Source organism: Pseudomonas rhizophila (assembly GCF_003033885.1).
Classification (GTDB): domain Bacteria; phylum Pseudomonadota; class Gammaproteobacteria; order Pseudomonadales; family Pseudomonadaceae; genus Aquipseudomonas; species Aquipseudomonas rhizophila.
Window position 1 is genome coordinate 4,109,322 of the sequence record NZ_CP024081.1, and the last position, 25,050, is coordinate 4,134,371.

A 25,050-nucleotide genomic window follows, 5' to 3' on the forward strand; every position below is an offset into this window, starting at 1 on the left:
TTCATTTTTGCGACATACGCTCCTTTATACGCTGAAACGTTTATTTCAGCTTTTTCCTACATGCGCCCGAACGAGTCGAATCGGTGCAATAAGTCAGGTAACAGGTCGGTAATGCCCCGAAAGAGGGAAATTTATACTCACCGCCCTTCAGAGCGCTCAAAAGCGACTCTCCTTTTTAAGCAAGAGACTTATCCCGCACTCAGGATTAAAGCACTCATCAGGCAGAGCGCTCAGCGATCACAGCCCCCCCCACGCCCCTCACTATCCGGCTCGGCCATTTGTCGCCTCCCTGCGAACAAACTCAAAGCAGACACTTGCGCCAGTAGTATTATGGTATACCATCATACGCACAGACCAATTCCACCCTCCTACGGAGCAGCTCATGAGTTTCGAAATTCGCAAGATCGTCAGCTATGTCGAAGAAACCTTTATCGAAGGCGGCAAGGCCACCGACAAGCCGGTGACCATGGTCGGGTTGGCGGTGGTGATGAAAAACCCTTGGCTGGGCCGTGGCTTCGTTGAAGACCTGAAACCGGAAATCCGCGCCAACTGCTCCGACCTCGGTGCGCTGATGGTCGAGCGTCTGGTGGGCATCATCGGTGGCGCGGAAAAAATCGAAGCCTATGGCAAGGCCGCGGTGGTGGGTGCCGACGGTGAAATCGAGCACGCCTCCGCCGTGATCCACACCCTGCGCTTTGGCAACCATTACCGTGAAGCGGTGAAAGCCAAGAGCTACCTGAGCTTCACCAATAAACGTGGCGGCCCCGGCACCTCGATCCAGATCCCGATGATGCACAAGGACGACGAAGGTCTGCGCTCGCACTACATCACCCTGGAAATGCAGATCGAGGATGCACCACGCGCCGACGAAATTGTTGTGGTGCTGGGTTGCGCCGATGGCGGTCGCCTGCACCCGCGCATCGGCAATCGCTACATCGATCTGGAAGAACTGGCCGCCGAGAAGGCGCAGTGATCCAGCCTGGGCAACCACTATAAAAAAGGCATGCAGGAGCGCTCCATGATTCGGCTCACCGCTGAACTCACCCCGGCCGGCACCAGTTATCTGGCGACCGGCCAAGGCCAGCCCGTGGTCTTGATCCACGGCGTGGGCCTGAACAAAGAAATGTGGGGCGGCCAGATCGTTGGCCTGGCCACAAAATACCGCGTGATTGCCTATGACATGCTTGGTCACGGGGCCAGTCCGCGTCCCGAAAGCGGCACCGGCCTGCTGGGTTACGCCGACCAGTTAGTGGAGCTGCTCGACCACCTGCAAGTGCCCCAGTCGACAGTGATCGGTTTCTCCATGGGCGGCCTGGTGGCCCGTGCGTTTGCCTTGCATTATCCGCAACGCCTGCAAGGCCTGGTGGTCCTTAACAGCGTATTCAACCGCAGCGCCGAGCAGCGTGCCGGGGTCATCGCCCGCACCGCCCAGGCCGCCGAACATGGCCCGGACGCTAACGCCGAGGCCGCGCTGTCACGCTGGTTCAGCCGCGAGTATCAGGCCGCCAACCCGGCGCAGATTGCCGCCCTGCGCCAGACCCTGGCAGGAAATGATCCTCAGGGTTACCTGACCACCTATGAACTGTTTGCCACCCAGGATATGTACCGCGCCGACGACCTGGGCAGCATCACGGTGCCAACGTTGATTGCCACCGGCGAACTGGACCCGGGCTCGACGCCGGAAATGGCCCGTGAACTGGCCGAGCGAATTCCCGGTGCAACGGTTGCCGTGCTTGACGAGCAGCGGCATATGATGCCGGTAGAATCGCCGCGCCTGGTCAACCAGTTGCTGCTGGAATTTCTCGACAGCGCAAATACCCGACAAAATCCAATAAAGGGGATCGTTGCATGACACTCGCACGCTTTTCGATGTGCATCGGCGGTGAATGGGTCGATGCCCTGTCCGGCAAGACTTTCGAAAGCCTGAACCCGGCCCTGGCCAAGCCCTGGGCCGAGTTGCCCGATGCCGACGAAGCCGATGTCGAGCGCGCCGTGCAGGCTGCACAGACGGCGTTCGAAAGTCCTGCCTGGCGTGGCTTGACCGCCACCGCTCGCGGCAAACTGCTGCGGCGTCTGGGCGACCTGATCGCTGAAAACAAAGAACAACTGGCCCAACTGGAAAGCCGCGACAACGGCAAGCTGATCCGTGAAACCCGCGGGCAGGTCGGTTACCTGCCGGAGTTTTTCCATTACACCGCGGGTCTGGCCGACAAACTTGAGGGCGGCACCCTGCCCCTCGACAAACCGGACCTGTTTGCCTACACCGTGCACGAAGCGATGGGCGTCGTTGCAGCGATCATTCCCTGGAACAGTCCGCTGTACCTGACCGCGATCAAGCTAGCCCCGGCGCTGGCGGCCGGCAACACCATCGTGATCAAACCCTCCGAGCACGCTTCGGCCACCATCCTGGAGCTGGCTCGCCTGGCCTTGGAAGCCGGAATACCGCCGGGAGTGGTCAATGTCGTCACCGGCTACGGCCCGAGCACCGGCGCCGCCCTCACCCGTCATCCGCTGGTGCGCAAGATCGCCTTCACCGGTGGCGCCGCCACGGCCCGGCATGTGGTGCGCAGCAGTGCTGAAAACTTCGCCAAGCTGTCGCTGGAGCTGGGCGGAAAATCACCCAATATCATCTTCGCCGACGCCGACCTGGACAGCGCCATCAATGGCGCGATAGCCGGGATCTACGCCGCATCGGGACAGAGTTGCGTCTCTGGTTCGCGACTGCTGGTGCAGGATGAAATCTACGATGAGTTCGTCTCGCGCCTGGTAGAGCGGGCCCAGCGCATCCGCATCGGCAACCCTCAGGAAGATGCCAGTGAGATGGGCCCGATGGCCACCGCGCAGCAACTGGCAGTGGTCGAAGGTCTGGTGGCCGACGCTATCGCTGAGGGCGCTCGTCTTCGCTTGGGCGGCAAGCGCCCAGCGAACCTGGGCGAAGGCTGGTTCTACGAGCCGACCCTGTTCGAATGCGACCGCAACTCCATGAAGATCATGCAGGAAGAAGTGTTCGGCCCGGTGGCGTCGGTCATTCGTTTCAAGGATGAAGCCGAGGCATTGGCGATTGCCAACGACTCGCAGTTCGGCCTCGCCGCCGGTATCTGGACCCGCGACCTGGGCCGCGCCCATCGCCTGGCCCGGGACGTGCGTTCGGGGATCATTTGGGTCAACACTTACCGCGCGGTCTCGGCCATGGCGCCCATTGGCGGCTTCAAGAACAGCGGCTACGGACGCGAGAGCGGCATCGATTCGGTGCTCGCTTATACCGAACTCAAAACGGTGTGGATCAATCTCTCTCAGGCGCCCATGCCTGACCCGTTCGTGATGCGCTAGGAGTCCTGAGAAATGATCGAGCCCGGCATTTACAAAGAAGTCATGAGTTCGTTCCCATCCGGCGTCACGGTGGTGACCACCCTGGACCCAGACGGCAATATCGTCGGCATCACCGCCAGCGCCTTCAGCGCGCTGTCGATCGACCCGGCGCTGGTGCTGTTTTGCCCCAACTACGCCTCCGACACCTACCCGATCCTGCGTGACAGCAAACAGTTCGCGATCCACCTGCTGTCCGCCGACCAGACCGCCGAAGCCTATGCCTTCGCCGGAAAAGGCAAGGACAAGGCCAAGGGTATCGACTGGCACCTGAGCGAGCGCGGTAACCCGCTGCTGAGCAAAGCCACAGCGATCATCGAGTGTGAACTGTGGCGCGAATACGATGGTGGTGACCACGCGATCATCGTCGGCGCGGTGAAAAACCTGATCCTGCCCGAGCAGCCGGTGACGCCGATGATCTACCACAAAGGCAAGCTCGGCCCACTGCCGGTGCTGGCCTGAGTCTTCCGGGCGCAGATCCAATGTGGGAGCGCCCCATTTTCTCAGGAGCCGGCATGAGCCAAGCAGACGTGCAACTGCACAACCAACCTCTATCGACGATGTTGAGAGCCACCACGATGAGCAACGACAAATATGAACAAGGCCTGAAGATCCGCACCCAAGTGCTGGGCGAGGACTACGTCAACCGCTCCATCGAGAACGCCGACGATTTCACTCGCCCCTTGCAGGAAATGGTCACCGAATACTGCTGGGGCCATGTCTGGGGCCGTGAGGGTTTATCGCTCAAGGAACGCAGCATGATTAATCTGGCCATGATCTCGGCGCTCAATCGTCCGCACGAACTCAAGCTGCATGTGCGTGGCGCCTTGCGTAACGGCCTGAGTCGTGAGCAAATACGCGAAATTCTGCTTCAGGTCGGCATCTATTGCGGCGTCCCTGCTGCCGTAGACAGTTTCCGGCTCGCCCGTGAAGCCTTCGCCGAAGCCGATGCCGAGGCCTCCAGTTAACCCTCGGCTGTTTGATCTGAGCGGGCAAGCCTCTTGCCCCTTCTGCATGGACAGCCACATTACAGAGCGGACCCGATGAAACGCCTGCCACTCGACGACAGCTTCAAGGTCAATCGCAACCCCGTTACCCTGCGCGAAATCGTGCTGGATAAACTGCGAAGCGCCATCATGAATTTCCAGCTTCTGCCGGGAGATCGTCTGGTCGAACGCGATCTGTGCGATCGCCTGGGCGTGAGCCGCACGTCGGTGCGCGAAGCCTTGCGTCACCTCGAATCCGAAGGGCTGGTGGAATTCGCCGATGCCAAGGGCCCACGAGTCGCGATCATCACGTTGGCCGATGCCGGCGACATCTATGAACTGCGCTGTGTACTCGAGGGTTTGATCGTTCAGCTGTTCACCCTGCGGGCCAAGGCCAAGGACATCAAAGCGCTGGAAAAAGCCCTGGAGGAGAACCGCAAGGCCCTCAAGGACGGCGAACTGCAACAGGTCATCGATTCAGTACAGGGCTTCTACGATGTGCTGCTGGAAGGCTCCGGCAACCATGTTGCCGCCACTCAGTTGCGCCAGTTGCAGGCCCGGATCAGCTATCTGCGGGCGACCTCGGTGTCCCAGCAGAACCGTCGCGGTAGCAGCAACCAGGAAATGGAACGCATGGTCGAGGCAATCAAGAGTGGCGATCCGCTGGCCGCCCACCAGGCTTGTGTCGACCATGTGCGCGCCGCCGCCAAGGTCGCCCTGGAGTACCTCAAGCGCCAGCAGGAAGAAACCGGCGACATCCCTGAAATCACGGCGCCCATCGCCCTCAAAGAACCTCGCATAGGTCGCTGATCATGTTCAGCCCCAGCTTTTGTCCAAGGTGCGGCGGCAGCGACTTGAGTCACCGCCTGCCAGCGGGCGATACCCACGAACGCCTGATGTGCGGTGGCTGTGGCTATATCCATTATGTGAATCCGAAGATCATTGCCGGCTGCATCATCGAGCAGGACGGCAAGTACCTGCTGTGCCAGCGCGCAATTCCTCCGCGCCCCGGCACCTGGACGCTGCCGGCGGGCTTCATGGAGGGCGGTGAGACCACCGAGCAGGCGGCACTGCGCGAAGTCTGGGAAGAGACCGGCGTTCGCGCGGACATTCTCTCGCCCTACTCGATCTTCAGCGTGCCGAAAATCAGCGAGGTGTACATCATCTTTCGCGCCATCGCGCTGGAGATCACTGGCCAGTTCGGCCCGGAAACCCTCGCTTGCCAGTTCTTCGCCCCTGAAGATATTCCGTGGGACAGTATTTACTACCCGGCCATCCGCCAGATCCTCGAACGCTACATCGAGGAACGCCAGGCCGGGGTCTACGGCATCTACATTGGCAACGACGACAGCGGCAAGATTCATTTCATCCGCTGACAGGCCTCAGGGCGCAATACCCTCGACGATGATCACCTCAGCCTTGGCTACGTCCAGGCGATAGCGCTTGGCCGCCTGATACTGCTGCGAGTGATAACAGGCCAGCGCCTGCTCGTAAGAATCGAACTCGATCACCACGCTGCGTTGCGGCGTGGCCCTGCCTTCCATCGCCTCGCTACGCCCGCCCCGGGCCAGCATCCGTCCGCCATACAGAGCAAACGCCGCTGGCGCCCGCTGGGTGTATTGGCTGTATTGATCGGGGTCGGTGACATCTACATGAGCAATCCAGTATGCCTTCATGGTGACCTCTCGGTTTATTTTGTATTATGGTATACCACAGGTATTTTAACCTGACACCGAGAATTCCAGCATGGCCTTCAACAGCATCGAAGAAATCATCGAAGACTACCGACAAGGCAAGATGGTGCTCCTGGTTGACGACGAGGATCGGGAGAACGAAGGCGACCTGTTGCTGGCCGCCGACCGCTGCAGCGCCGAAGCCATCAGCTTCATGGCTCGCGAAGCGCGCGGATTGATCTGCCTGACCTTGACCGACGAACACTGTCAGCGCTTGGGCCTGGAGCAAATGGTGCCCAGCAATGGCAGTGTCTTCAGCACCGCCTTCACCATATCCATCGAGGCGGCCGTTGGCGTGACCACCGGCATATCCGCTGCCGACCGCGCGCGCACCGTTGCCGCGGCGGTCGCTGTCGGCGCCGGTCCCGCAGACCTGGTGCAGCCGGGCCATATCTTTCCGTTGCGCGCCAAGGAAGGTGGCGTGCTGACCCGCGCCGGTCACACCGAAGCCGGTTGCGACCTGGCGCGCCTGGCAGGCTTCACACCGGCGTCGGTGATCGTCGAAGTGATGAACGACGACGGCACCATGGCCCGCCGTCCTGACCTTGAGATTTTTGCCCACAGGCACGGGATCAAGATCGGCACCATCGCCGACCTGATCCACTACCGCTTGAGCACCGAGCACACCGTGGTGCGCATCGGTGAACGCGAATTGCCCACGGTGCACGGTACCTTTCGCTTATTCACCTTCGAAGACCGCATCGAAGGCGGTGTGCACATGGCGATGGTGATGGGCGATATTCGCCGGGAAGAACCGACCTTGGTGCGAGTGCACGTGATCGACCCGCTGCGGGACCTGGTGGGTGCCGAATACAACGGGCCTTCCAATTGGACGCTGTGGGCGGCCCTGCAACGGGTCGCCGAAGAAGGCTGCGGCGTGGTGGTCGTACTGGCCAATCACGAATCGTCCCAGGCGTTGCTCGAGCGCGTCCCGCAGCTGACTCAGCCGCCACGCCAGTTCAGCCGGTCGCAATCGCGCATCTATTCTGAAGTAGGCACCGGTGCGCAGATTCTCCAGGACCTGGGCGTCGGCAAGTTGCGGCACCTGGGGCCGCCGCTCAAATACGCGGGGTTGACGGGGTATGACCTGGAGGTGGTGGAGAGTATTCCCTTTACCGGATAAGCATGAGGCATCACCGTCCTCTGTGGGAGCGAGCCTGCTCGCGATAGCGGTGTGTCAGTCAACATTTGAGACCGATAGGTCTACCGCTATCGCGAGCAGGCTCGCTCCCACAGAGATTGCAGAAATCCCGGCCAGACAGATAGCCGGTACGGCAAAATGCTTGCAGAAAGTTTGGAATACCATAATATGATATTCCATAGACCGACCACTCCAGCCAAGTGCGCCCAGCGGGCAAGCACACAAAACCAGCCCTTGGCCCGGTCGCCTGCAAGGCCAGATGGACCTGAAGCTCCCGATAAGCGGGTAAACACAAGCCCGCTCAATAAACACAACAATGAGGGCGTGAAAATGGTGTTGAAGAAAAGTGCAGCCGCAATTTTTTTTGCAGGTCTGCTGAGCGTTACCAGCCAGGCATCGATGGCGGCCGAAAGCATCAACTTCGTCAGTTGGGGCGGCAGCACCCAGGACGCCCAGAAGCAGGCTTGGGCCGCCCCGTTCAGCAAGGCCAGCGGCATCACCGTGGTCCAGGATGGTCCGACCGACTACGGCAAACTCAAGGCCATGGTCGAAAGCGGTAACGTGCAGTGGGACGTGGTAGATGTCGAAGCTGACTTCGCCTTGCGCGCCGCCGCTGAGGGTTTGCTCGAACCCCTGGACTTCTCGGTCATCGAACGCGACAAGATCGATCCACGCTTCGTGTCCGATCACGGCGTCGGCTCGTTCTACTTCTCGTTCGTCCTCGGCTACAACGAAGACAAGCTCGGTTCCGGTAAACCTGAGGACTGGTCCGCGCTGTTCGACACCAAGACCTACCCTGGCAAACGCGCCCTGTACAAGTGGCCAAGCCCTGGCGTGCTTGAACTGGCTCTGCTGGCCGACGGCGTTGCAGCGGACAAGCTTTACCCGCTGGACCTGGACCGCGCCTTCAAAAAACTCGACACCATCAAAAAAGACATCGTCTGGTGGGGCGGCGGTGCCCAGTCCCAGCAACTGCTTGCCTCCGGCGAAGCCAGCATCGGGCAGTTCTGGAACGGCCGGATCTATGCGCTGCAGCAGGACGACGCCCCCGTCGGCGTAAGCTGGAAACAAAACCTGGTCATGGCCGACATCCTGGTCATTCCAAAAGGCTCGAAAAACAAGGCCGCAGCCATGAAGTTCCTGGCCAACGCCAGCAGCGCCAAGGGCCAGGCGGACTTTTCCAACCTGACCGCTTACGCGCCGGTCAACGTCGACAGCATCGCACGCCTGGATTCGGTGCTCGCTCCCAACTTGCCGACCGCCCACGCCAAGGATCAGATCACACTTGATTACGCGTACTGGGCCAAGAACGGTCAGGACATCGCGACACGGTGGAACGAATGGCTGGTGAAATGAAAATTTCGGCAACGGCAACTCCTCGCACCGGGAGCGCCCCTGGCGCTGCCGGCGCGGCAACCGCCAAGGCAGCGATGGTCGCGCAAACGCCGTCGCTGGCACAGCGCTGGCGCGGGGCCGGCAATCTGCTCCCCGCCCTGCTGTTCCTGGGCCTGTTCTTCCTGGCGCCGTTGATTGGGTTGCTGCTGCGTGGCGTGCTGGAACCGGTGCCCGGGCTGGGCAACTACGAGCAATTGTTCGCCAATTCGGCCTATGCAAGGGTGTTGTTCAACACCTTTTCGGTAGCCGGGCTGGTGACGCTGTTCAGCCTGTTGCTGGGCTTCCCCCTGGCCTGGGCCATCACCCTGGTGCCTCGAGGCTGGGGCCGCTGGATGCTGAACATTGTCTTGCTGTCGATGTGGACCAGCCTGCTGGCCCGTACTTATTCCTGGCTGGTGCTGCTGCAAGCCTCCGGGGTGATCAACAAGACGCTGATGGCGCTGGGCATCATCGACCAACCGCTGGAGATGGTGCACAACCTCACCGGCGTGGTCATCGGCATGAGCTACATCATGATCCCATTCATTGTCCTGCCGTTACAGGCGACCATGCAGGCCATCGACCCGATGATCCTGCAAGCCGGCTCCATCTGCGGCGCTAGCCCGTGGACCAACTTCTTCCGGGTGTTCCTGCCGCTGTGCCGGCCGGGTCTGTTCTCCGGCGGGTTGATGGTGTTCGTGATGTCGCTCGGTTACTACGTGACCCCGGCGTTGCTGGGCGGTGCGCAGAACATGATGCTGCCCGAATTCATCATCCAGCAGGTGCAGTCGTTCCTCAACTGGGGCCTGGCCAGTGCCGGCGCTGCCTTGTTGGTGGTGATCACCCTGGTGTTGTTCTACTTCTACCTGAAGCTCCAGCCGGAATCCCCGGTGGGTGCCAGCAACGCGAGGTAAGCCGTCATGCTCCTGACCCCCAATGCCATGAGCCGGCGCATGCGGTTCGGTCTGTACTTCACCACTGGCCTGATTGCGCTGTTCCTGCTGTTGCCGATCGTGTTCATCGTGCTGCTGTCGTTCGGTTCGTCCCAGTGGCTGGTCTTCCCGCCACCGGGCTGGACATTGAAATGGTACGGCCAGTTTTTCTCCAATCCCGACTGGATGAGCTCGGCATTGACCAGCCTCAAGGTCGCGGTACTGACCACCGTCTGCGCTGTCGCCCTGGGCCTGCCGACCGCATTTGCCCTTGTACGTGGACGCTTCCCCGGCCGGGAAATGCTCTACGGCCTGTTCACCCTGCCGATGATCGTGCCACTGGTGATCATCGCAGTGGCGGTGTACGCGCTGTTTCTCAAACTCGGCTACACCGGCACGATGTTCGCGTTCGTGGTCAGCCACGTCATCGTCGCGCTGCCGTTCACCATCATTTCGATCATCAATTCGTTGAAGCTGTTCGACCAGTCCATTGAGGACGCTGCGGTGATCTGCGGCGCCTCACGCCTGCAAGCGGTGTTCAAGGTGACCTTCCCGGCGATCCGCCCAGGCATGGTCGCCGGTGCCCTGTTCGCGTTCCTGGTGTCGTGGGACGAGGTGGTGCTGAGCGTCATGATGGCCAGCCCGACCTTGCAAACCCTGCCAGTAAAGATGTGGACCACCCTGCGCCAGGACCTGACGCCTGTGATCGCCGTCGCTTCGACGCTGCTGATCGGCCTCTCGGTTTTGGTGATGGGGATCGCCGCCGCCCTGCGCCGGCGCAATGAAATCAGCGCCTGAGCGCCTAGGAGAACACGATGAGTGCCGTCAAAGACCCCGCACAACAGAACAACAAGACTCTGGTCAGCCTGCGCAACCTGAACAAGCACTACGGCGACTTTGCTGCCGTGGACGACATCTCCCTGGACATCCAGGACGGTGAATTCCTGACTTTTCTGGGCTCCAGCGGCTCGGGCAAAAGTACCACGCTGTCGATGCTGGCCGGGTTCGAGACCCCCAGCAGTGGCGAGATCCTGGTGGACGGCAAATCCCTGGTAAACGTTCCACCCCACAAACGCGACATCGGCATGGTGTTCCAACGGTATTCGCTGTTCCCGCATTTGTCGGTGCGTGACAACATTGCCTTCCCGCTGGCGATCCGCAAACTGGCCGCTGCTGAACGTGATCGTCGCGTCGACGCCATGCTCAAGCTGGTGCAGCTTGAGCAATTTGCCCACCGCCGCCCTTCGCAACTGTCCGGCGGCCAGCAGCAGCGCGTGGCGATTGCCCGGGCGCTGGTCTACGAACCACGCATTTTGTTGATGGACGAGCCTCTCGGCGCCTTGGACAAAAAGCTTCGCGAAGACCTGCAGGATGAACTGCGTCAGTTGCATCGTCGCCTGGGCATCACCATCGTCTACGTCACGCACGACCAGGAAGAAGCCATGCGCCTGTCCCAACGCATTGCCATCTTCAGCCACGGCAAGATCGTCGGCCTGGGCAGCGGCTACGACCTCTATCAGAACCCGCCGAATGCCTTTGTCGCCTCGTTTCTAGGCAATTCCAACTTTCTCAAGCTCAAGGCCCAGGGCAACGCGGTGGCGACGTTTGAAGACCAGTCCTTGTCTATTCGCCTGACCGCCGGTCTGCAAAGCGATCAGGCTGTATTGCTGATGGTGCGCCCGGAAAAAGCCTTGGCCCTGAGCGTCGAACAAGCCGCCCAGGAGCCCTTGGCGGCCGGCTGGAATGAGGTCTCGGCCAAGGTCGTCGAGGTGCTGTTTCTCGGTGAGAGCCAGACCTGCAGCGTGGTGACTTCGGGCGGCACTGCCATGACGGTCAAAGCGCTTTCCGCCGCCGGCATGCCCCTCAAGACCGGCGACCCGGTGCGCGTGCGCTGGGCCACGACCGATGCGTGCGTCTACACCCAATGGGCCGAAAGCGACCTCAACAAGGCCGCCGGGGCTCATTGAGGAACCGCGTCATAACCGAATTGCGTACGAGGACTGCTAAATGATCGATGCCAGCGTTTACAAACAAGTCATGGGCTCGTTTCCGTCCGGTGTGACAGTGATCACCACACTTGATGACGACGGGCACATCGTGGGCCTCACCGCCAGTGCCTTCAGCTCATTGTCGATGGAGCCGGCCCTGGTGCTGTTTTGCCCCAACTACAGCTCCGATTCCTATCCGGTGCTGATCAAGAACAAGCGCTTCGCCATTCACCTGCTCTCCGGTGGGCAACAGAACGAAGCCTACGCATTCGCCCGCAAAGGCAAGGACAAGGCCCAGGGCATCGAATGGACCCTGAGCGAGTTGGGTAACCCCCTGCTGAGCAACGCCACCGCCATCATCGAATGTGAACTGTGGCGCGAATACGAAGGCGGCGACCACGCCATTATGGTCGGGGCCGTGAAGAACCTGATCGTGCCGCAACACACACCAGGGCCGCTGGTTTACTGCCACGGCAAGATGGGCGCCCTGCCCGTCCTCGCCTGAACCGATCGCCAACCATAAGAGAAAGCGCCATGAAATTTTCCCTGTTCGTACACATGGAGCGCTGGGACGAAAGCGTCAGCCATCGCCAGTTGTTCGAAAACCTGAGCGAGCTGACCCTGATGGCCGAGGCCGGCGGTTTCAGCACCGTGTGGATCGGCGAGCACCACGCCATGGAGTACACCATCTCGCCAAGCCCGATGCCATTGCTGGCGTACCTGGCCGGCAAGACCACCACGATTCACCTGGGCGCAGGCACCATCATCGCGCCGTTCTGGCACCCGCTGCGGGTGGCCGGCGAATGTGCGCTGCTGGATGTGATCAGCAATGGCCGCATGGAAGTCGGTCTGGCCCGGGGCGCCTATCAAGTGGAATTCGACCGCATGGCGGGCGGCATGCCCGCCTCCTCCGGCGGTCAGGCTCTGCGGGAAATGGTCCCGGTGGTGCGTGCCCTGTGGCAAGGCGACTACGCCCATGACGGCGAAATCTGGAAATTCCCCACCTCCACCAGCGTGCCCAAGCCGATTCGCAAACCCCACCCACCGATGTGGATCGCCGCCCGCGACCCGGATTCCCACAACTTTGCCGTCGCCAATGGCTGCAACGTCATGGTTACGCCGCTGATGAAGGGTGATGAAGAAGTCCTGGACCTGAAGAACAAGTTCCAGGCTGCCCTGGACAACAACCCTGACGTGCCGCGTCCACAACTGATGGTGCTGCGTCACACCCACGTGCATGCCGCCGACGATCCCGAAGGCTGGAAAATCGGCGCCCAGGCAATCTCCAAGTTCTACCGCACCTTCGATGCCTGGTTCGGCAACAAGCAAGTTCCGGTCAACGGCTTTCTGGCACCAAGCCCGGAAAAAAAATTCGCCGAGCGTCCGGAGTTCCAGCTGGAGAACATTCGCAAGAACACCATGATCGGCACCCCGCAGCAGATCATCGAACGGATCAAGTATTACCAGGAACTGGGTGTGGATGAGTTCAGCTTCTGGTGTGACAACAGCCTGTCCCATGCCGAGAAGAAGAAGTCCCTGGAGCTGTTTATCCAGCAGGTGGTGCCGGCCTTCAATTGATATCCAACCCTGGAACCCACGGGGTCAGTTCCACCGTCATCGCGAGCAGGCTCGCTCCCACAGGGGGGCTATGGCGTTCACATAATGAGTGAACACCCGCGGCCAATGTGGGAGCGAGCCTGATCGCGATGGCGGCCTGACTGAGACAACGATGTCATATCTGCCAAATTCCCCCACTTCCCCGTCGCCGCCCCGCAAACCTCTGTTCAGCGCCGATAAACCCCAATAACTTAACCGTTCAACGGATCAACTCTGATTAAGGATGATGGGCGTGGGGAGTTATCGGTTGCTGCTGGCCATGCTCGTGGCGATTTCCCACATGGGCGTGATGTTCGTAGGCTTCAACCCCGGCGTTGTTGCCGTGGTGTCGTTTCTGATTATCAGCGGTTTTGTGATGACGCCCTTGATCGACAGGAGCTACAACGTCCCAGGGAAAATCGGCCTGTTCTACCTTGACCGATTGTTGAGACTTTACCCGCAGTTCCTTCTGTATTTCGTCCTCTCCTGCGCGGTGATCCATTTCCTGCTGCCGGGCACGCCACAGGCAGCGGCGCTGACAATCGAAAACATCGCCACCAGCCTGCCCATCGTGCCGCTGGGTTTCTATATGTTCGGCATCACTGTGCCGGAGATCCTGCCACCTGGCTGGTCTCTGGGGCTGGAGATGTGCTTTTACCTGCTGATCCCGTTTCTGATCCTTTATAAGGCCCGAGGCATTGCGTTCGCGGTGTCCGTAACGGTTTTCCTGGTCGCCTCGCTGGGCTACGTCAACACCGACATCTACGGCTACCGTCTACTGCCGGGCGTATTGTTCATCTTCCTGTGTGGCAGCTACCTGTACCACGCCCAGGCCAAAGGACTATGGGTCGCCTCCATCACCACGGTCGTGGCAGCGATAATGTTCCTGGCCATTGTTGTCGGGTTCATTCCCCGCCGCCCCTTCAACGCAGAAGTAACCTTGGGCATAGTCTTGGGTGTGCCGGCGGTGCATGTGCTCAGCAGGCTCAAGCATCACTGGATGGATGAGTTTCTGGGGAATATCAGCTATGGCGTGTTCCTCAACCATTTTGTGGTGATGTACGTGTTGCGGGCGTTCTGGCCGGTTGAGTACAGCGCCCTGATGATTACACTGGTGCTGGTGTTGTCGCTGGCATTGAGTGGCTTGTCGTATTACTGCGTTGAGCGACCGGCGCTGAAGCTGCGCCACGCGTTGAGGGCGGGCGCTAAACGTGAGATCGCACAGATACCCGTGGGCCGCACACCGGCGTAGCCGCTGACCCCGAATAAAAAAATGCCCGGATTAGTTTCCGGGCATTTTTTGTTTTCAGAACAGCGCACTCAGAACGTCACGCTGGCACTCAGGCGGGCGGTACGCGGTTCGCCGACATTGACCTGCAATTGGCTGCCGGTGGAAGACGGGTAGTAATGTTTATCGAACAGGTTGTCCACGTTCAACTGCAACGAGGTCTTGTGCCCCAATACCGGTGACTCCCAGCGCAGGAAGGCATCAGCCACGGTGTAGCTGCTGAGCCAGAAATCGTTGGCGTTGTTGGCGGCGCGCTCGCCGACGTAACGGGCACCGGCGCCGGCGTGCCAGGCGCCGAATTCGGCAGGCACGTTCAGGTGGTGGGTCAGGTACAGGCTGGCGGTGTGCTTGGGTGCGTTGGCCAGGCGGTGGCCTTCGTCATCCGGATCGTCGAGGATTTCCGTGTGGGTGTAGGCGTAGGTGCCGATCAGATCCCAACGCTCGGCCAGACGACCGGTGACGTCGAGTTCCAGACCTTGGGAGCCGACTTTGCCGGCGGCTTCTGCCAACGTGACGCCATTGACCGTGGAGGACGTTACGACGTTCTTCTTCACGATGTCATACAGCGCAAGGTTGATGTTCAGGCCCGGTAGCGGGTCGTATTTGGCGCCGATTTCATAACTGCGGCCCTCCTCTGGATCGAAGGTGTTGCCGGCATCGTCCACGTCATCGTTGGGTTTGAAGGAGCGACTGTAGTTGCCATACAGCGACAGGTTGTCGGTGGCTTTGTAGACCAGCCCCAGGAACGGTACAAAAGCGTCGCCGTTGTCATCGCGGTTGACCACATAACGGCTGCCCAAACCTTGGTCGCTGTATTGATCGTAATGCTGGTAGCGGCCACCCAAGACTAGAATCCAGTGGTCGTCGAGGTGCCAGTTGTCCTTGAGATAAACGGAGCTGGAGGTCAACTGGTTACTCAGGTCGCTTTGGGGAGCACTGATCTGGCTTGGCTCTGGCAGGTTGCCGTAGATCGGCGAAGTGATGTCGAAACCACCCTGAGCAGTATTGCGGTAGGTCTTGCCACGAAATTGGTCAGACACTTGATTGTCAGCCCCAACCAGCAGGTCATGACGCTGACCAAACAATTGCTGCCTGCCGATGAAATCCCAGCTGGCGTAGCGGGTTTCATCGTCATAGTGAGCACCGTTGGCGGCACGGCGCAAATTATTACCCGTCAGCGAATTGGGCTGCGCAATCGAAAGACTATACCGATCATTGTTCCAACCATAGGTCACGCGGGTCTTCCACGCTTCACTCAGCTCATACTCAAACCGCGCTGTCGCCGTTTCGCGAATCCCCACGCTTTTGGCCCAAGGCTCATCAAGGCGCTTGTTGTAGTCAATGTCGGCCGGATGCCCGTCGGTGAATACGGTGCCGCGGTCGAAGGGATTGGAATATTCGTTGTACTCATAACTGAGGTTCAACGAGGCCCGCTCACCCGTCCAGGTCAGGGACGGCGCCACCAGCGTGCTCTCGTTGACGCCATAGTTGCGCCAATAATCCTCATGCCCACGCTCGGCGATCAACCGATACGCCAGGCCGGTATCGCCCAACGGCCCGGTGGTATCCAGGGCCATGGTGCCGCCACCTTCGCTGTAGGCCGAGCCGCTCAGTGTGGTGCTCTGGGTGTATTCGGGTTTCTTGCTGATGATGTTGACCAGGCCGCCGGGCTCCAGCGCGCCGTATAACATCGAGGCCGGGCCCTTGAGCACTTCGACCCGCTCGGTGGTGGCGCTGAAGTTACGTCCCAGGTTCGAACGCACACCATCGCGCAGGATCGAGCCGTCATCGTTGGTGCCGAAACCGCGCTTGACCAGCGAATCCCGCGAACCGCCCAGGGTATTGCCCTGGCTGACGCCGCTGACAAATTTCATCGCATCGCCCAGCGAGCGCACCTGATAGTCCGCCAGGGTCTGCCGGGTCACCACGTTGATCGACTGCGCCTCTTCCTTGATCGGTACATCGCTTTTGCTCGCGGTGCTGGCTTGCGACGCCGTGTACCCTTCGTCCTGAGTGATGCGACTGCCCTGGATGTCCGTGGTTGGCAGTTCGAGAATGTCCTGCGCCCACAAAGGGCTTGCAATGAAACAGCAGGACAGCGTTGGCAACACGCGTTTAAAAAAGGCGTTGCGGGTAGCGAGAGGGGTGGAACGATTCAAGACGCAGCACTCACAGAGGGATGTTAATGAGAGAGAATATACTTTGAGAATGATTCCCAGTAAATATTTCTAACGCTTTCCCGCTTGACCCGCGCAAAAAAAAGACGCCGGATCACTCCGGCGCCTTTGTTCGTTTCCCACCCCTGTTATCAGGGCTTACCGCACATCAATGATCGATGGCCGCACCCGCCCCCCTTGGAACCCGGATATCTTCCACCAGGTGCTGAATGTGCTCCGGCGGCGGCGCGGTAAAGCGTGACACCACCACCGCGGCTACGAAGTTGAAGAGCATCCCCAGGGTGCCGATGCCTTCGGGCGATACGCCCAGCCACCAGTGCTCGGCAGTGTTCATCGCCGGATTGATGAATTTGAAGTAGACGATGTAGGTGAATGTAAACGTCAGCCCCACAATCATCCCCGCGATCGCGCCTTCGCGGTTCATGCGTTTGGAGAAGATCCCCATGACAATCACCGGGAAGAACGAGGACGCCGCCAGTCCAAAGGCGAACGCCACCACCTGGGCCACGAATGCCGGCGGGTAGATACCGAACAACCCGGCAATCAGCACCGCCACGCCAGCGGCGATCCGGGCGGCCAGCAACTCTTGCTTTTCAGTGATCCTGGGCATGATGTTGCTTTTGAGCAGGTCATGGGAGACCGATGTGGAAATCACCAGCAGCAACCCCGCTGCCGTCGACAGCGCCGCCGCCAGGCCACCGGCGGCAATCAGGGCGATGACCCAGCCTGGCAACCCGGCAATCTCCGGGTTGGCCAGAACCATGATGTCGTTGTCGACATACAGTTCGTTGGCCACCGGTGAAACCTGGTTGCTCAGCAGCCGCTGCTCGTTCGCCCCGCGTTCACCCGTGAAGCTCGGCGCGCCGACCAGGGCTGCCCCCGGGCCATACTGGATGATGCCGTCGTTGTTCTTGTCCGCCCAGGCGATCAGCCCCGAATTTTCCCAGGTCTTGAACCATGTTGGCGCGGTGGCGTAGCTGACGTTGGGGATCGAGGTCAGCAGATTGGTGCGCGCGAAAGCCGCCACGGCCGGCGCGGTGGTGTAGAGGACAGCGATGAACAGCAGTGCGTAACCTGCTGACTTGCGCGCATCACGCACTGTCGGGGTGGTGAAGAAACGCACGATCACATGAGGCAGGCCCGCAGTCCCGACCATCAGCGCCATGGTGATGAAAAACACGTCGGTGGTCGATTTGGTGCCGTCGGTATAGGCCGTGAAACCCAGCTCCGCACCCAGCCCGTTGAGCCGCTCGATCACACTCTGGCCGGAGCCGGTGACCTCGCTGATGAAGCCCAGTTGCGGGATCGGATTACCGGTGATCATGATCGAGATGTAGATAGCCGGCACCATGTAGGCAAAAATCATCACGCAGTACTGCGCCACCTGCGTGTAGGTGATGCCCTTCATGCCGCCCAGCACGGAATAGAAGAACACGATGGCCATACCGATCATCACGCCGGTATTGATATCCACTTCCAGGTAACGGGAGAACACGATGCCCACACCGCGCATCTGCCCTGCCACATACGTGAAGGAAATGAAGATCACGCAGATCACCGCCACCACCCGCGCCGTCTGCGAGTAGTAACGCGCGCCGACGAACTCCGGGACAGTGAACTTGCCGAACTTGCGCAGATACGGCGCCAGACACATCGCCAGCAGCACATAGCCGCCGGTCCAGCCCATCAGGTAGACCGAGCCGTCATAGCCGGCGAAGGCGATGATCCCGGCCATGGAGATGAACGAGGCGGCCGACATCCAGTCGGCCCCGGTGGCCATGCCGTTGAGTACCGGGTGCACGCCTTTGCTGGCGACGTAGTACTCGCTGGTGGAGCCGGCGCGCGTCCAGATGGCAATGGCGATATAGAGCGCAAAGGACGCACCGACGAACAGGTAGATCAGGGTTTGGGTATCCATGCTCGTCGGCCTCAGTCTTCGTGGACGTCATATTTGCGATCGAGCTGATTCATCTTCCAGACATAGAAGAAGATCTCGAGCACAAAGACGTAGATGGACCCCTGCTGGGCGAACCAGAATCCCAGGGGCGTACCGAAGAAGCTGATGGTGTTGAGCTGGTCAACCAGCAAAATGCCAAAGCCGAACGACACCAAGAACCAGATTGCCAGCAATACCAGCATCCAGCGTAGGTTCTCCGTCCAGTAGGCACGCGCAGCCTGTTGCTTTTGAGTGGACATGGAAATCAACTCCCGTTGTTTTTATTGTTTTCCACTCAAACCGTAGCAGTCGCTGGGCAGAGCGCTAGTACGACTTTCGTCTACCTTCGCCACTCTGGATATTGACATCCGCGTTCCCTCACTTACTGGGACGGGTTAAAGATCGCGGAAACCGCCGCAGTGATATCAAATCGCCCATTTCCCTAAAGCTTTGCCGTGCGCGGTCGAATGTATGCAATCAAAGTGATTTTTTACCCGGGAGCAACGGATGCAGACGCTAAAGGCCTTGTACGAGTCTATCGAGATGCAGTTTTTCGATACGCTCACCAAAAAGCTGTCGAGCCTTTTCCTGCTGGTCGTGGTCAGTGGCTTGCTTTACTGGGTGGCAGTCAGTGCCCGCGCCGACATTGTGCTGCAGTTGCACACTGCGCAACTGGACCCCGCGCTGCTGGGGCAAGTCGAAGGCCGGCTCGACAGCCTCACCCATGCCCTGCTCTTCGGCGCGCTGCTGACGCTGTGCATGATCAGCTTCATGGTCTGGTACTTTCGCCACCTCATCGTGCGCCCCGTCACGGCCATGACCAAGGCCCTCGAGGAGATCGCCAGCGGCGAAGGCGACCTGTCCAAAGACCTGCCCCTGGTGACCCACGACGAAATCCGCGTGCTGGCCGACACTTGCAACCGCTTCCTGGCCAAGCAGCGGGAGATCATCAGTAATGTCCAGGCGCTGACCGTGCACATTGCGGTCGAATCGGCCCGCTCGTTGAAAAACATCAGCGACTCCAGCGACAGCGCTACTCACCAGGCCCGCTTCGCCAAGGAAGTGATGGACCAGAGCAACACCGCCGTAGGTCGCATCGAAGAAGTCTCGCGCCAGACTCAGGGCATTTCCAGCACCACTGCGCAGAACCTGAGCATGGCTCGCGACTCCTATGCAGAACTGCTGGAAGTGACGGGCAACATCAGTGAAATCTCCAGCAGCCTCAATGAATTCGCCACGCTGGTAGGCGCCCTGAACCAACGTTCTTCGAGCATCAAGTCCATCGTTGGGCTGATCCAGCAGATCTCTGCCCAAACCAACCTGCTGGCCCTCAACGCGGCCATCGAAGCCGCCCGGGCCGGTGAAAGCGGTCGGGGGTTTGCCGTGGTGGCCGATGAGGTGCGCACCTTGGCGCAGAATGTCAGCCGGGCTACCGACGACATCTCACGAAACATCGACGCCATGCTCGAAGAAGTCAGTTCCACACATGAACAGACCAACCAGATCAGCCACAGCGCCCGGGAAACCCAGAAAGTCGTGGAGCGTGCCTCGGGCCATTTCGAAAGCATGATCGGCGACTTCGAATCCACCAATGGCAAGTTGGCCGATATCGCGTCCCATATCCAGCTTTTCGCCGAATCCAACACGGGTATCAACGAACGGGTTACGCAGATCCATGCCGACAGCCAGTCGATTGACCAGCGCATGCAACATTCGGCAACGGCTACCCGTGACTTGTCCGGTGTCGCTGAAAAGGTCCAGGCATTGTTGGGCCGGTTCGTGCTCGGCCATGGCAAGCTGGATGCCGCCATCACCCGGGCCAGCCAGTGCCGCGACAACCTCCAGGTCCAATTGGAGGCGCTGCAGCAGGATGGCCTCAACCTGTTCGATCAGAACTACCAACTGATCCCCGGCACCGATCCCAAGCAATACATGACCAGCTACACCGAGCGTTTTGCCCAAGTCTGCCAGGAAGAATGCGACAAACTCACCCGCAGCACCCCGGGCGGCAAAGTCTCATTCATCGTCGACACCAAGGGTTATTGCCCAGTGAACAACAGCTGGGTTTCGAAACAACCGACCGGTGACCGCGCCGTCGACCTGCCGGTGTGCCGCAACAAGCGCATCTTCAACGACCCGATCGGCCTGCGCGCGGCGGGCAACACCCAACGCTTCCTGCTCCAGACCTACCTGCGCGATACCGGGGAAATCATGACCGAGATCGACGTACCGTTCTTCTTCGGCGGCCGCCATTGGGGCAACTTGCGGGTCGGGTTCGATGCGGCGGTGCTGCTGGCGGAGTGATGCATTGCACCTGGCTCGGTGGTGATGCACATCCCGAGGCCATCCTAAAACAACTGTGGGAGCGAGCCTGCTCGCGAAAGCGGTGGATCAGCAAACATCAATGCTGCTGACCTGATGCCATCGCGAGCAGGCTCGCTCCCACAAGGGGATCGGTGGTGTATGCAAATCCCGAGGCRGCCCCAAAARAACTGTGGGAGCGYGCRTGCTCGCGAWYGCGGTGGATCAGCAAACATCAATGCTGCTGACCTGATGCCATCGCGAGCAGGCTCGCTCCCACAAGGGGGATCGGTGGTGGTTTGCGCAGATGGACAGCCGCTACACCTGGGGCGAGGACGGGCAGGTCACGGTCCAGCACCTTGATGGCAGCCAGGAGGTGTACGTCCACGACGAGCGGGCACGGCTGGTGCGCAAGGTCGAGCCCGATGGCGGCGAGCACCTCAAGGCCTATGACCCCCAGGGCCGGCTGATCGCCGAACAGGACCCGCTGGGCGCCGTCACCGAATACCGCCACGGTTTCCTGCACGCCCGCTCACGCGGCAAGGCCGTGTGGCAATACCGGCGCAACGCCCAGGGCGATGTGATCGAGGCCATCGATCCGCACGGCCAGAGCACCGGCTATGACTACGATGCCCAGGGGCAGTTGCTGGCGATCCGTTACCCCGACGGTAGCGAGCATCGGTTTACCCGCAATCAACTGGGCCAACTGACCGAAGAAACCCTGCCTGACACGGGGCGCCGGTGTTTTTCCTACGACGCCRTGGGGCGTTTGCTGACCCGCCAGGACGAACACGGCGCCCTCACGCACTACCAGTGGGACGCGGTGGGCCGSCTGCTCGAAACCACCTTGCCYGGTGGTYCGACCCGCGCCTGGCYCTACAACGCCTACGGCAAGGTCACCGCCGAGCGCGATGAGCTGGGGCGGACCACCCGCTATGAATACGCCGACGACCTGCACCTGATCAGCCGTCGSCTCAACCCCGACGGCAGCGAACTGAAYTATCGCTACGARTCGGCGCGGCTGTTGCTGACTGAAATCGAAAACGAATCCGGCGAAAAATATCAGCTGGACTACACGCCMAACGGATTGATCCGACAGCAGATCGGCTTTGACGGCCAACGCACCGCCTACGCCTACGACCTCAATGGCCACCTGCTGGAGAAAACCGAGCACGGCGCGGACGGCGCCCAATGGGTCACCCGCTACCAGCGCGACGGGGCCGGGCGGCTGCTGGTCAAGACCTTGCCCGACGGCCAGGCCATCGAATACCGCTACGACGGGCTGGGCCGGCTGGTCCACGTCAACGARGGCACCGATCACCCGCTGGCCTTCGAATACGACGCCCAGGACCGGCTGATCAGCGAACACCAGGGCTGGGGCACCCTGCGTTATCGCTACGACGCCTGCGGACGCCTCAACCACCTGCGRCTGCCGGACAACAGCCAGCTCGACTACCACCACGCCCGGGGCGGCGCGCTGACGGCCATCGACCTGAACGGCTCACGCCTCACCGAACACCAGCTCAGCGGCGGGCGCGAACGCCAGCGCCGCCAAGGCCTGCTGCTCAGCCAGTACGACTACGACGAACYYGGRCGGCTCAAGGCCCAGACGGTGTGGCAGAACCAGCAGCAACTGTTCTGGCGCGATTATGCCTACAGCGCCAATGGCAACCTGCAGTCCATTTCCGACAAGCGCAACCGCCGCCATTACCAATACGACCCGCTGGATCGCCTGATCGGCATCGACTATTCCCACAGCGAGCCGCCGGAACACTTCGCCCACGACCCGGCCGGCAACCTGCTGATGCAGGACCGCCCCGGCCCSACSKSCCTCAAGGGCAARCGCCTGCTGATGGAGGGCGACCGCCACTACGACTACGACGCCTTCGGCAACCTGATCCGCGAACGGCGCGGCAAGGCCCAGTGCCTCGTCAGCGAATACCGCTACGACAGCCAACACCGACTGATCGGCGTCACCACGGCGCACGGGCGCGAAACGTCCTACCGCTACGACGCCTTCGGCCGACGCATCAGCAAGACCGTGGACGGCCTGACCACGGAATTTTTCTGGCAGGGCGACCAGGTCGTCTCTGAAAGCAGCCCGCGCCACCACCGCAGCTACGTCTACGAACCGGGCACCTTCCGCCCACTGGCCCTGCTCGACGGCAAAGGCCCGAACGCCTGCCCGTTCTACTACCACCTCGATCACCTGGGCACACCCCAGGAACTGACCAACTACGGCGGCACCATCGTCTGGTCGGCACGCTACAGCGGCTACGGCAAAACCACCGAACTGGTCCACGGCGGCGGCGAACAGCTGGAACAACCGCTGCGCTTCCAGGGCCAATACTTCGACCCCGAAAGCGGCCTGCACTACAACCGGCACCGCTACTACAATCCCGCAACCGGCCGCTACCTGACGCCTGACCCGAGCAAACTGGCGGGCGGCCTCAACGGGTATCGCTACACCCTGAACCCGACGGGGTGGGTGGATCCGTTGGGATTGGTGGATTGTCCGGGGAAGGGTGGGTGCCGGTCGGCGGTTGGTAGTCAGGATCCGGCGGCTAAGGTTGGGGTGGATGAGGGTGAAAAATCGCTACCCAAACCTACCTACCTTTATCGTGGAGATTTGAGGGGGCCGGAGGTCATTTTTAAAGAAGGTTTTATGAGCTTGGGAAAAAGTACTGACCTACTGCTTCATATTTGGGATAACAGAAATCCACCGAGTAATTTTGTCAGCACAACAACTAGCGTTGAAGTGGGGCTTGATTTTGGAACAAAATATGGAACGCGGAAAGGGTATCTGTATGTTCTGAAAAAAATTCCTGGGCGTGATGTTAATAAGGAGCTTCCGCCAGAGGACGTTCCCTATAGCTATGAGTATGAGATTGCAATTCCAGATCGAGTAAGAACGGAAGATATTATTGGCGTTACGCCGCTTAAAAGAGATGGTTCCTACGTAGGGTATTCTTTGCCCAACCCCCAGAGGAAATAACACATGAAAAGACAGCTTGTTCCAGTTATTAAAGATGGCCAGAGGGAAGAGGTGGTGCTGGACGTGAACGCACAAAAATCCACTATTCTGCTGACTTTTAAAAGTGGCTGGTCAAAGAAATACTCGGGAGCGGATGTGTATGAGTGTCTAGGGAAAATTATTAAGGAGCATACGGATATAAAATTTTTGTGCAAAGGAGCCAAGCTTAGTGTGCGTCCTTCAAGTATGTCCTCGCAAATGTCATCAGGAATAGCGGCTTATGAGCATGTTCTAGGTAAGCGTGCATCGAGAGCAGATCTAGTTAATATATTTGATTATGAGGATCGGGATATAGTGAGTGATCCTCAGCTGCAGAAAGATTATTTTTTTCTATGGCTGGAATCTATAAAAAATGTGGATGAGTAAGTTGTGGTCGTATGGGAAGTTAGGCCTGCTTGCAGCGGGGTGGTTCATGTAGATGCTTTCCTGATGTCACGGCAATCATTCTGAACTATGCTCCGCTTTTTTCTTCCCCCTCTGGAGTCCGCTCCCATGCCCAACCTAACCCCATTCCCCATCACCCAAAAATGGCCCGCCCAGTTCCCGGAGTGGATCCAGCTCTACTCCCTGCCGACCCCCAACGGCGTGAAAGTCTCGATCATGCTGGAAGAAATCGGCCTGCCCTACGAACCCCACAAAGTGGACTTCGGCAGCAATGACCAGCTGTCCCCAGAGTTCCTCTCCTTGAACCCCAACAACAAGATCCCGGCGATTCTCGACCCCCATGGGCCGGGGGATCAGCCGTTGGCGTTGTTCGAGTCGGGGGCGATTCTGATTTATCTGGCGGACAAGAGCGGGCAGTTGCTGGCCCAGGAGTCGGCGGCGCGCTACGAGACGATTCAATGGCTGATGTTCCAGATGGGCGGGATCGGGCCGATGTTCGGGCAGTTGGGTTTCTTCAACAAGTTTGCGGGCAAGGACTATGAAGACAAGCGACCTCGTGATCGTTACGTCGAGGAAAGCAAGCGCCTGCTCAAGGTGCTGGATGGTCGTCTTGAAGGCCGGGACTGGATCATGGGCGAGCGCTACACCATCGCCGATATCGCCACGTTTCCCTGGGTGCGCAACTTGATCGGTTTTTATGAAGCGGGGGATCTGGTGGGTATCCAGAATTTCCCGAATGTAACGCGGGTGTTGGAGCGTTTCCTGGCGCGGCCGGCAGTGGCACGCGGGTTGAAAATTCCGGAATGAGTGGACT

22 protein-coding genes and 1 pseudogene are annotated in these 25,050 nt (G+C 59.9%); 19 read left to right on the forward strand and 4 right to left on the reverse strand.

Translation table 11 applies throughout. The features are described from left to right. Positions 1–382 precede the first annotated feature (382 nt). The 7 genes from CRX69_RS19150 (at position 383) to CRX69_RS19180 (ending at position 5,728) form a co-directional block, all read left to right on the forward strand. The gene (locus CRX69_RS19150) at positions 383–973 is read left to right on the forward strand and encodes an amino acid synthesis family protein (protein WP_047226613.1); all 591 of its coding nucleotides are present in this window, start codon (positions 383–385) and stop codon (positions 971–973) included. Between the two features lie 45 nt (positions 974–1,018). Further along, positions 1,019–1,852 (forward strand): alpha/beta fold hydrolase, encoded by an 834-nt coding sequence (locus CRX69_RS19155; RefSeq protein WP_107322612.1) that lies wholly within the window; start codon positions 1,019–1,021, stop codon positions 1,850–1,852. Then, the gene (locus CRX69_RS19160; RefSeq protein WP_107322613.1) at positions 1,849–3,330 is read left to right on the forward strand and encodes an aldehyde dehydrogenase; all 1,482 of its coding nucleotides are present in this window, start codon (positions 1,849–1,851) and stop codon (positions 3,328–3,330) included. The genes CRX69_RS19155 and CRX69_RS19160 overlap by 4 nt, the downstream gene beginning before the upstream one ends. A gap of 12 nt (positions 3,331–3,342) precedes the next feature. Further along, positions 3,343–3,828: a flavin reductase family protein gene (locus tag CRX69_RS19165; protein WP_047226616.1), complete on the forward strand. Its 486-nt coding sequence runs from the start codon at positions 3,343–3,345 to the stop codon at positions 3,826–3,828. A 116-nt stretch (positions 3,829–3,944) separates the two neighbouring features. Further along, on the forward strand, positions 3,945–4,334 hold the full coding sequence (locus CRX69_RS19170; RefSeq protein ID WP_047226643.1) for a carboxymuconolactone decarboxylase family protein: 390 nt from the start codon (positions 3,945–3,947) through the stop codon (positions 4,332–4,334). Between the two features lie 75 nt (positions 4,335–4,409). After that, the gene (locus tag CRX69_RS19175; RefSeq protein ID WP_047226617.1) at positions 4,410–5,162 is read left to right on the forward strand and encodes a GntR family transcriptional regulator; all 753 of its coding nucleotides are present in this window, start codon (positions 4,410–4,412) and stop codon (positions 5,160–5,162) included. 2 nt (positions 5,163–5,164) lie between these two features. After that, on the forward strand, positions 5,165–5,728 hold the full coding sequence (locus tag CRX69_RS19180; protein ID WP_047226618.1) for an NUDIX hydrolase: 564 nt from the start codon (positions 5,165–5,167) through the stop codon (positions 5,726–5,728). A 6-nt stretch (positions 5,729–5,734) separates the two neighbouring features. Here the strand turns inward: CRX69_RS19180 and CRX69_RS19185 are convergent, their stop codons facing one another. Further along, positions 5,735–6,028: a DUF1330 domain-containing protein gene (locus CRX69_RS19185; RefSeq protein ID WP_107322614.1), complete on the reverse strand. Its 294-nt coding sequence runs from the start codon at positions 6,026–6,028 to the stop codon at positions 5,735–5,737. Positions 6,029–6,098: 70 nt separating this feature from the next. On the opposite strand from CRX69_RS19185, the gene ribBA reads away from it, so the two are divergent. The 8 genes from ribBA to CRX69_RS19225 all read left to right on the forward strand — a co-directional run bounded on the left by ribBA (position 6,099) and on the right by CRX69_RS19225 (position 14,368). Beyond that, entirely contained in the window at positions 6,099–7,208 is a 1,110-nt protein-coding gene (gene ribBA / locus CRX69_RS19190; RefSeq protein WP_047226620.1) for a bifunctional 3,4-dihydroxy-2-butanone-4-phosphate synthase/GTP cyclohydrolase II, read from the forward strand. 348 nt (positions 7,209–7,556) lie between these two features. After that, the gene (locus CRX69_RS19195) at positions 7,557–8,582 is read left to right on the forward strand and encodes an ABC transporter substrate-binding protein (protein ID WP_047226621.1); all 1,026 of its coding nucleotides are present in this window, start codon (positions 7,557–7,559) and stop codon (positions 8,580–8,582) included. Next, positions 8,579–9,514: an ABC transporter permease gene (locus tag CRX69_RS19200; protein WP_047226622.1), complete on the forward strand. Its 936-nt coding sequence runs from the start codon at positions 8,579–8,581 to the stop codon at positions 9,512–9,514. Before CRX69_RS19195 ends, CRX69_RS19200 begins: the two co-directional genes overlap by 4 nt. A gap of 6 nt (positions 9,515–9,520) precedes the next feature. After that, entirely contained in the window at positions 9,521–10,330 is an 810-nt protein-coding gene (locus CRX69_RS19205; protein ID WP_107322615.1) for an ABC transporter permease, read from the forward strand. 17 nt (positions 10,331–10,347) lie between these two features. Beyond that, complete coding sequence (locus CRX69_RS19210) at positions 10,348–11,499, forward strand: ABC transporter ATP-binding protein (RefSeq protein WP_047226624.1); 1,152 nt, start codon at positions 10,348–10,350, stop codon at positions 11,497–11,499. Positions 11,500–11,539: 40 nt separating this feature from the next. Continuing rightward, positions 11,540–12,025, forward strand: a complete 486-nt coding sequence (locus tag CRX69_RS19215; RefSeq protein WP_047226625.1) for a flavin reductase family protein — start codon at positions 11,540–11,542, stop codon at positions 12,023–12,025. Between the two features lie 29 nt (positions 12,026–12,054). After that, the gene (locus CRX69_RS19220) at positions 12,055–13,098 is read left to right on the forward strand and encodes an LLM class flavin-dependent oxidoreductase (protein WP_107322616.1); all 1,044 of its coding nucleotides are present in this window, start codon (positions 12,055–12,057) and stop codon (positions 13,096–13,098) included. Positions 13,099–13,360: 262 nt separating this feature from the next. Beyond that, complete coding sequence (locus CRX69_RS19225; protein ID WP_177513920.1) at positions 13,361–14,368, forward strand: acyltransferase family protein; 1,008 nt, start codon at positions 13,361–13,363, stop codon at positions 14,366–14,368. A gap of 68 nt (positions 14,369–14,436) precedes the next feature. Here CRX69_RS19225 and CRX69_RS19230 read toward each other — a convergent pair whose 3' ends face one another. The 3 genes from CRX69_RS19230 to CRX69_RS19240 all read right to left on the reverse strand — a co-directional run bounded on the left by CRX69_RS19230 (position 14,437) and on the right by CRX69_RS19240 (position 18,777). After that, positions 14,437–16,563, reverse strand: a complete 2,127-nt coding sequence (locus CRX69_RS19230; RefSeq protein ID WP_107322617.1) for a TonB-dependent siderophore receptor — start codon at positions 16,561–16,563, stop codon at positions 14,437–14,439. Between the two features lie 166 nt (positions 16,564–16,729). Next, positions 16,730–18,499, reverse strand: a complete 1,770-nt coding sequence (locus CRX69_RS19235) for a sodium:solute symporter family protein (RefSeq protein WP_107322618.1) — start codon at positions 18,497–18,499, stop codon at positions 16,730–16,732. 11 nt (positions 18,500–18,510) lie between these two features. Continuing rightward, positions 18,511–18,777, reverse strand: a complete 267-nt coding sequence (locus CRX69_RS19240; RefSeq protein WP_047230535.1) for a DUF4212 domain-containing protein — start codon at positions 18,775–18,777, stop codon at positions 18,511–18,513. A 247-nt stretch (positions 18,778–19,024) separates the two neighbouring features. On the opposite strand from CRX69_RS19240, the gene CRX69_RS19245 reads away from it, so the two are divergent. From CRX69_RS19245 to CRX69_RS19265, 4 genes and pseudogenes are all read left to right on the forward strand, one after another. Further along, positions 19,025–20,821 (forward strand): methyl-accepting chemotaxis protein, encoded by a 1,797-nt coding sequence (locus CRX69_RS19245; RefSeq protein ID WP_107322619.1) that lies wholly within the window; start codon positions 19,025–19,027, stop codon positions 20,819–20,821. Between the two features lie 286 nt (positions 20,822–21,107). Next, positions 21,108–23,813: pseudogene (locus CRX69_RS19255) on the forward strand (RHS repeat-associated core domain-containing protein); the annotation flags it as partial. Between the two features lie 3 nt (positions 23,814–23,816). Further along, positions 23,817–24,218 carry a hypothetical protein gene (locus CRX69_RS19260; protein WP_107322621.1) on the forward strand — a complete coding sequence of 134 codons (402 nt, stop codon included), beginning with the start codon at positions 23,817–23,819 and terminating at the stop codon, positions 24,216–24,218. Positions 24,219–24,344: 126 nt separating this feature from the next. Next, positions 24,345–25,043 (forward strand): glutathione binding-like protein, encoded by a 699-nt coding sequence (locus CRX69_RS19265; protein WP_076383995.1) that lies wholly within the window; start codon positions 24,345–24,347, stop codon positions 25,041–25,043. The last annotated feature ends 7 nt before the right edge of the window (positions 25,044–25,050 follow it).

Bases quoted from the DNA above. Each gene is read 5' to 3' on its own strand.
- CRX69_RS19150 (WP_047226613.1), top strand. From the start codon at position 383: ATGAGTTTCGAAATTCGCAAGATCGTCAGCTATGTCGAAGAAACCTTT.
- CRX69_RS19155 (WP_107322612.1), top strand. From the start codon at position 1,019: ATGATTCGGCTCACCGCTGAACTCACCCCGGCCGGCACCAGTTATCTG.
- CRX69_RS19160 (WP_107322613.1), top strand. From the start codon at position 1,849: ATGACACTCGCACGCTTTTCGATGTGCATCGGCGGTGAATGGGTCGAT.
- CRX69_RS19165 (WP_047226616.1), top strand. From the start codon at position 3,343: ATGATCGAGCCCGGCATTTACAAAGAAGTCATGAGTTCGTTCCCATCC.
- CRX69_RS19170 (WP_047226643.1), top strand. From the start codon at position 3,945: ATGAGCAACGACAAATATGAACAAGGCCTGAAGATCCGCACCCAAGTG.
- CRX69_RS19175 (WP_047226617.1), top strand. From the start codon at position 4,410: ATGAAACGCCTGCCACTCGACGACAGCTTCAAGGTCAATCGCAACCCC.
- CRX69_RS19180 (WP_047226618.1), top strand. From the start codon at position 5,165: ATGTTCAGCCCCAGCTTTTGTCCAAGGTGCGGCGGCAGCGACTTGAGT.
- CRX69_RS19185 (WP_107322614.1), bottom strand. From the start codon at position 6,028: ATGAAGGCATACTGGATTGCTCATGTAGATGTCACCGACCCCGATCAA.
- ribBA (WP_047226620.1), top strand. From the start codon at position 6,099: ATGGCCTTCAACAGCATCGAAGAAATCATCGAAGACTACCGACAAGGC.
- CRX69_RS19195 (WP_047226621.1), top strand. From the start codon at position 7,557: ATGGTGTTGAAGAAAAGTGCAGCCGCAATTTTTTTTGCAGGTCTGCTG.
- CRX69_RS19200 (WP_047226622.1), top strand. From the start codon at position 8,579: ATGAAAATTTCGGCAACGGCAACTCCTCGCACCGGGAGCGCCCCTGGC.
- CRX69_RS19205 (WP_107322615.1), top strand. From the start codon at position 9,521: ATGCTCCTGACCCCCAATGCCATGAGCCGGCGCATGCGGTTCGGTCTG.
- CRX69_RS19210 (WP_047226624.1), top strand. From the start codon at position 10,348: ATGAGTGCCGTCAAAGACCCCGCACAACAGAACAACAAGACTCTGGTC.
- CRX69_RS19215 (WP_047226625.1), top strand. From the start codon at position 11,540: ATGATCGATGCCAGCGTTTACAAACAAGTCATGGGCTCGTTTCCGTCC.
- CRX69_RS19220 (WP_107322616.1), top strand. From the start codon at position 12,055: ATGAAATTTTCCCTGTTCGTACACATGGAGCGCTGGGACGAAAGCGTC.
- CRX69_RS19225 (WP_177513920.1), top strand. From the start codon at position 13,361: ATGATGGGCGTGGGGAGTTATCGGTTGCTGCTGGCCATGCTCGTGGCG.
- CRX69_RS19235 (WP_107322618.1), bottom strand. From the start codon at position 18,499: ATGGATACCCAAACCCTGATCTACCTGTTCGTCGGTGCGTCCTTTGCG.
- CRX69_RS19240 (WP_047230535.1), bottom strand. From the start codon at position 18,777: ATGTCCACTCAAAAGCAACAGGCTGCGCGTGCCTACTGGACGGAGAAC.
- CRX69_RS19245 (WP_107322619.1), top strand. From the start codon at position 19,025: ATGCAGACGCTAAAGGCCTTGTACGAGTCTATCGAGATGCAGTTTTTC.
- CRX69_RS19260 (WP_107322621.1), top strand. From the start codon at position 23,817: ATGAAAAGACAGCTTGTTCCAGTTATTAAAGATGGCCAGAGGGAAGAG.
- CRX69_RS19265 (WP_076383995.1), top strand. From the start codon at position 24,345: ATGCCCAACCTAACCCCATTCCCCATCACCCAAAAATGGCCCGCCCAG.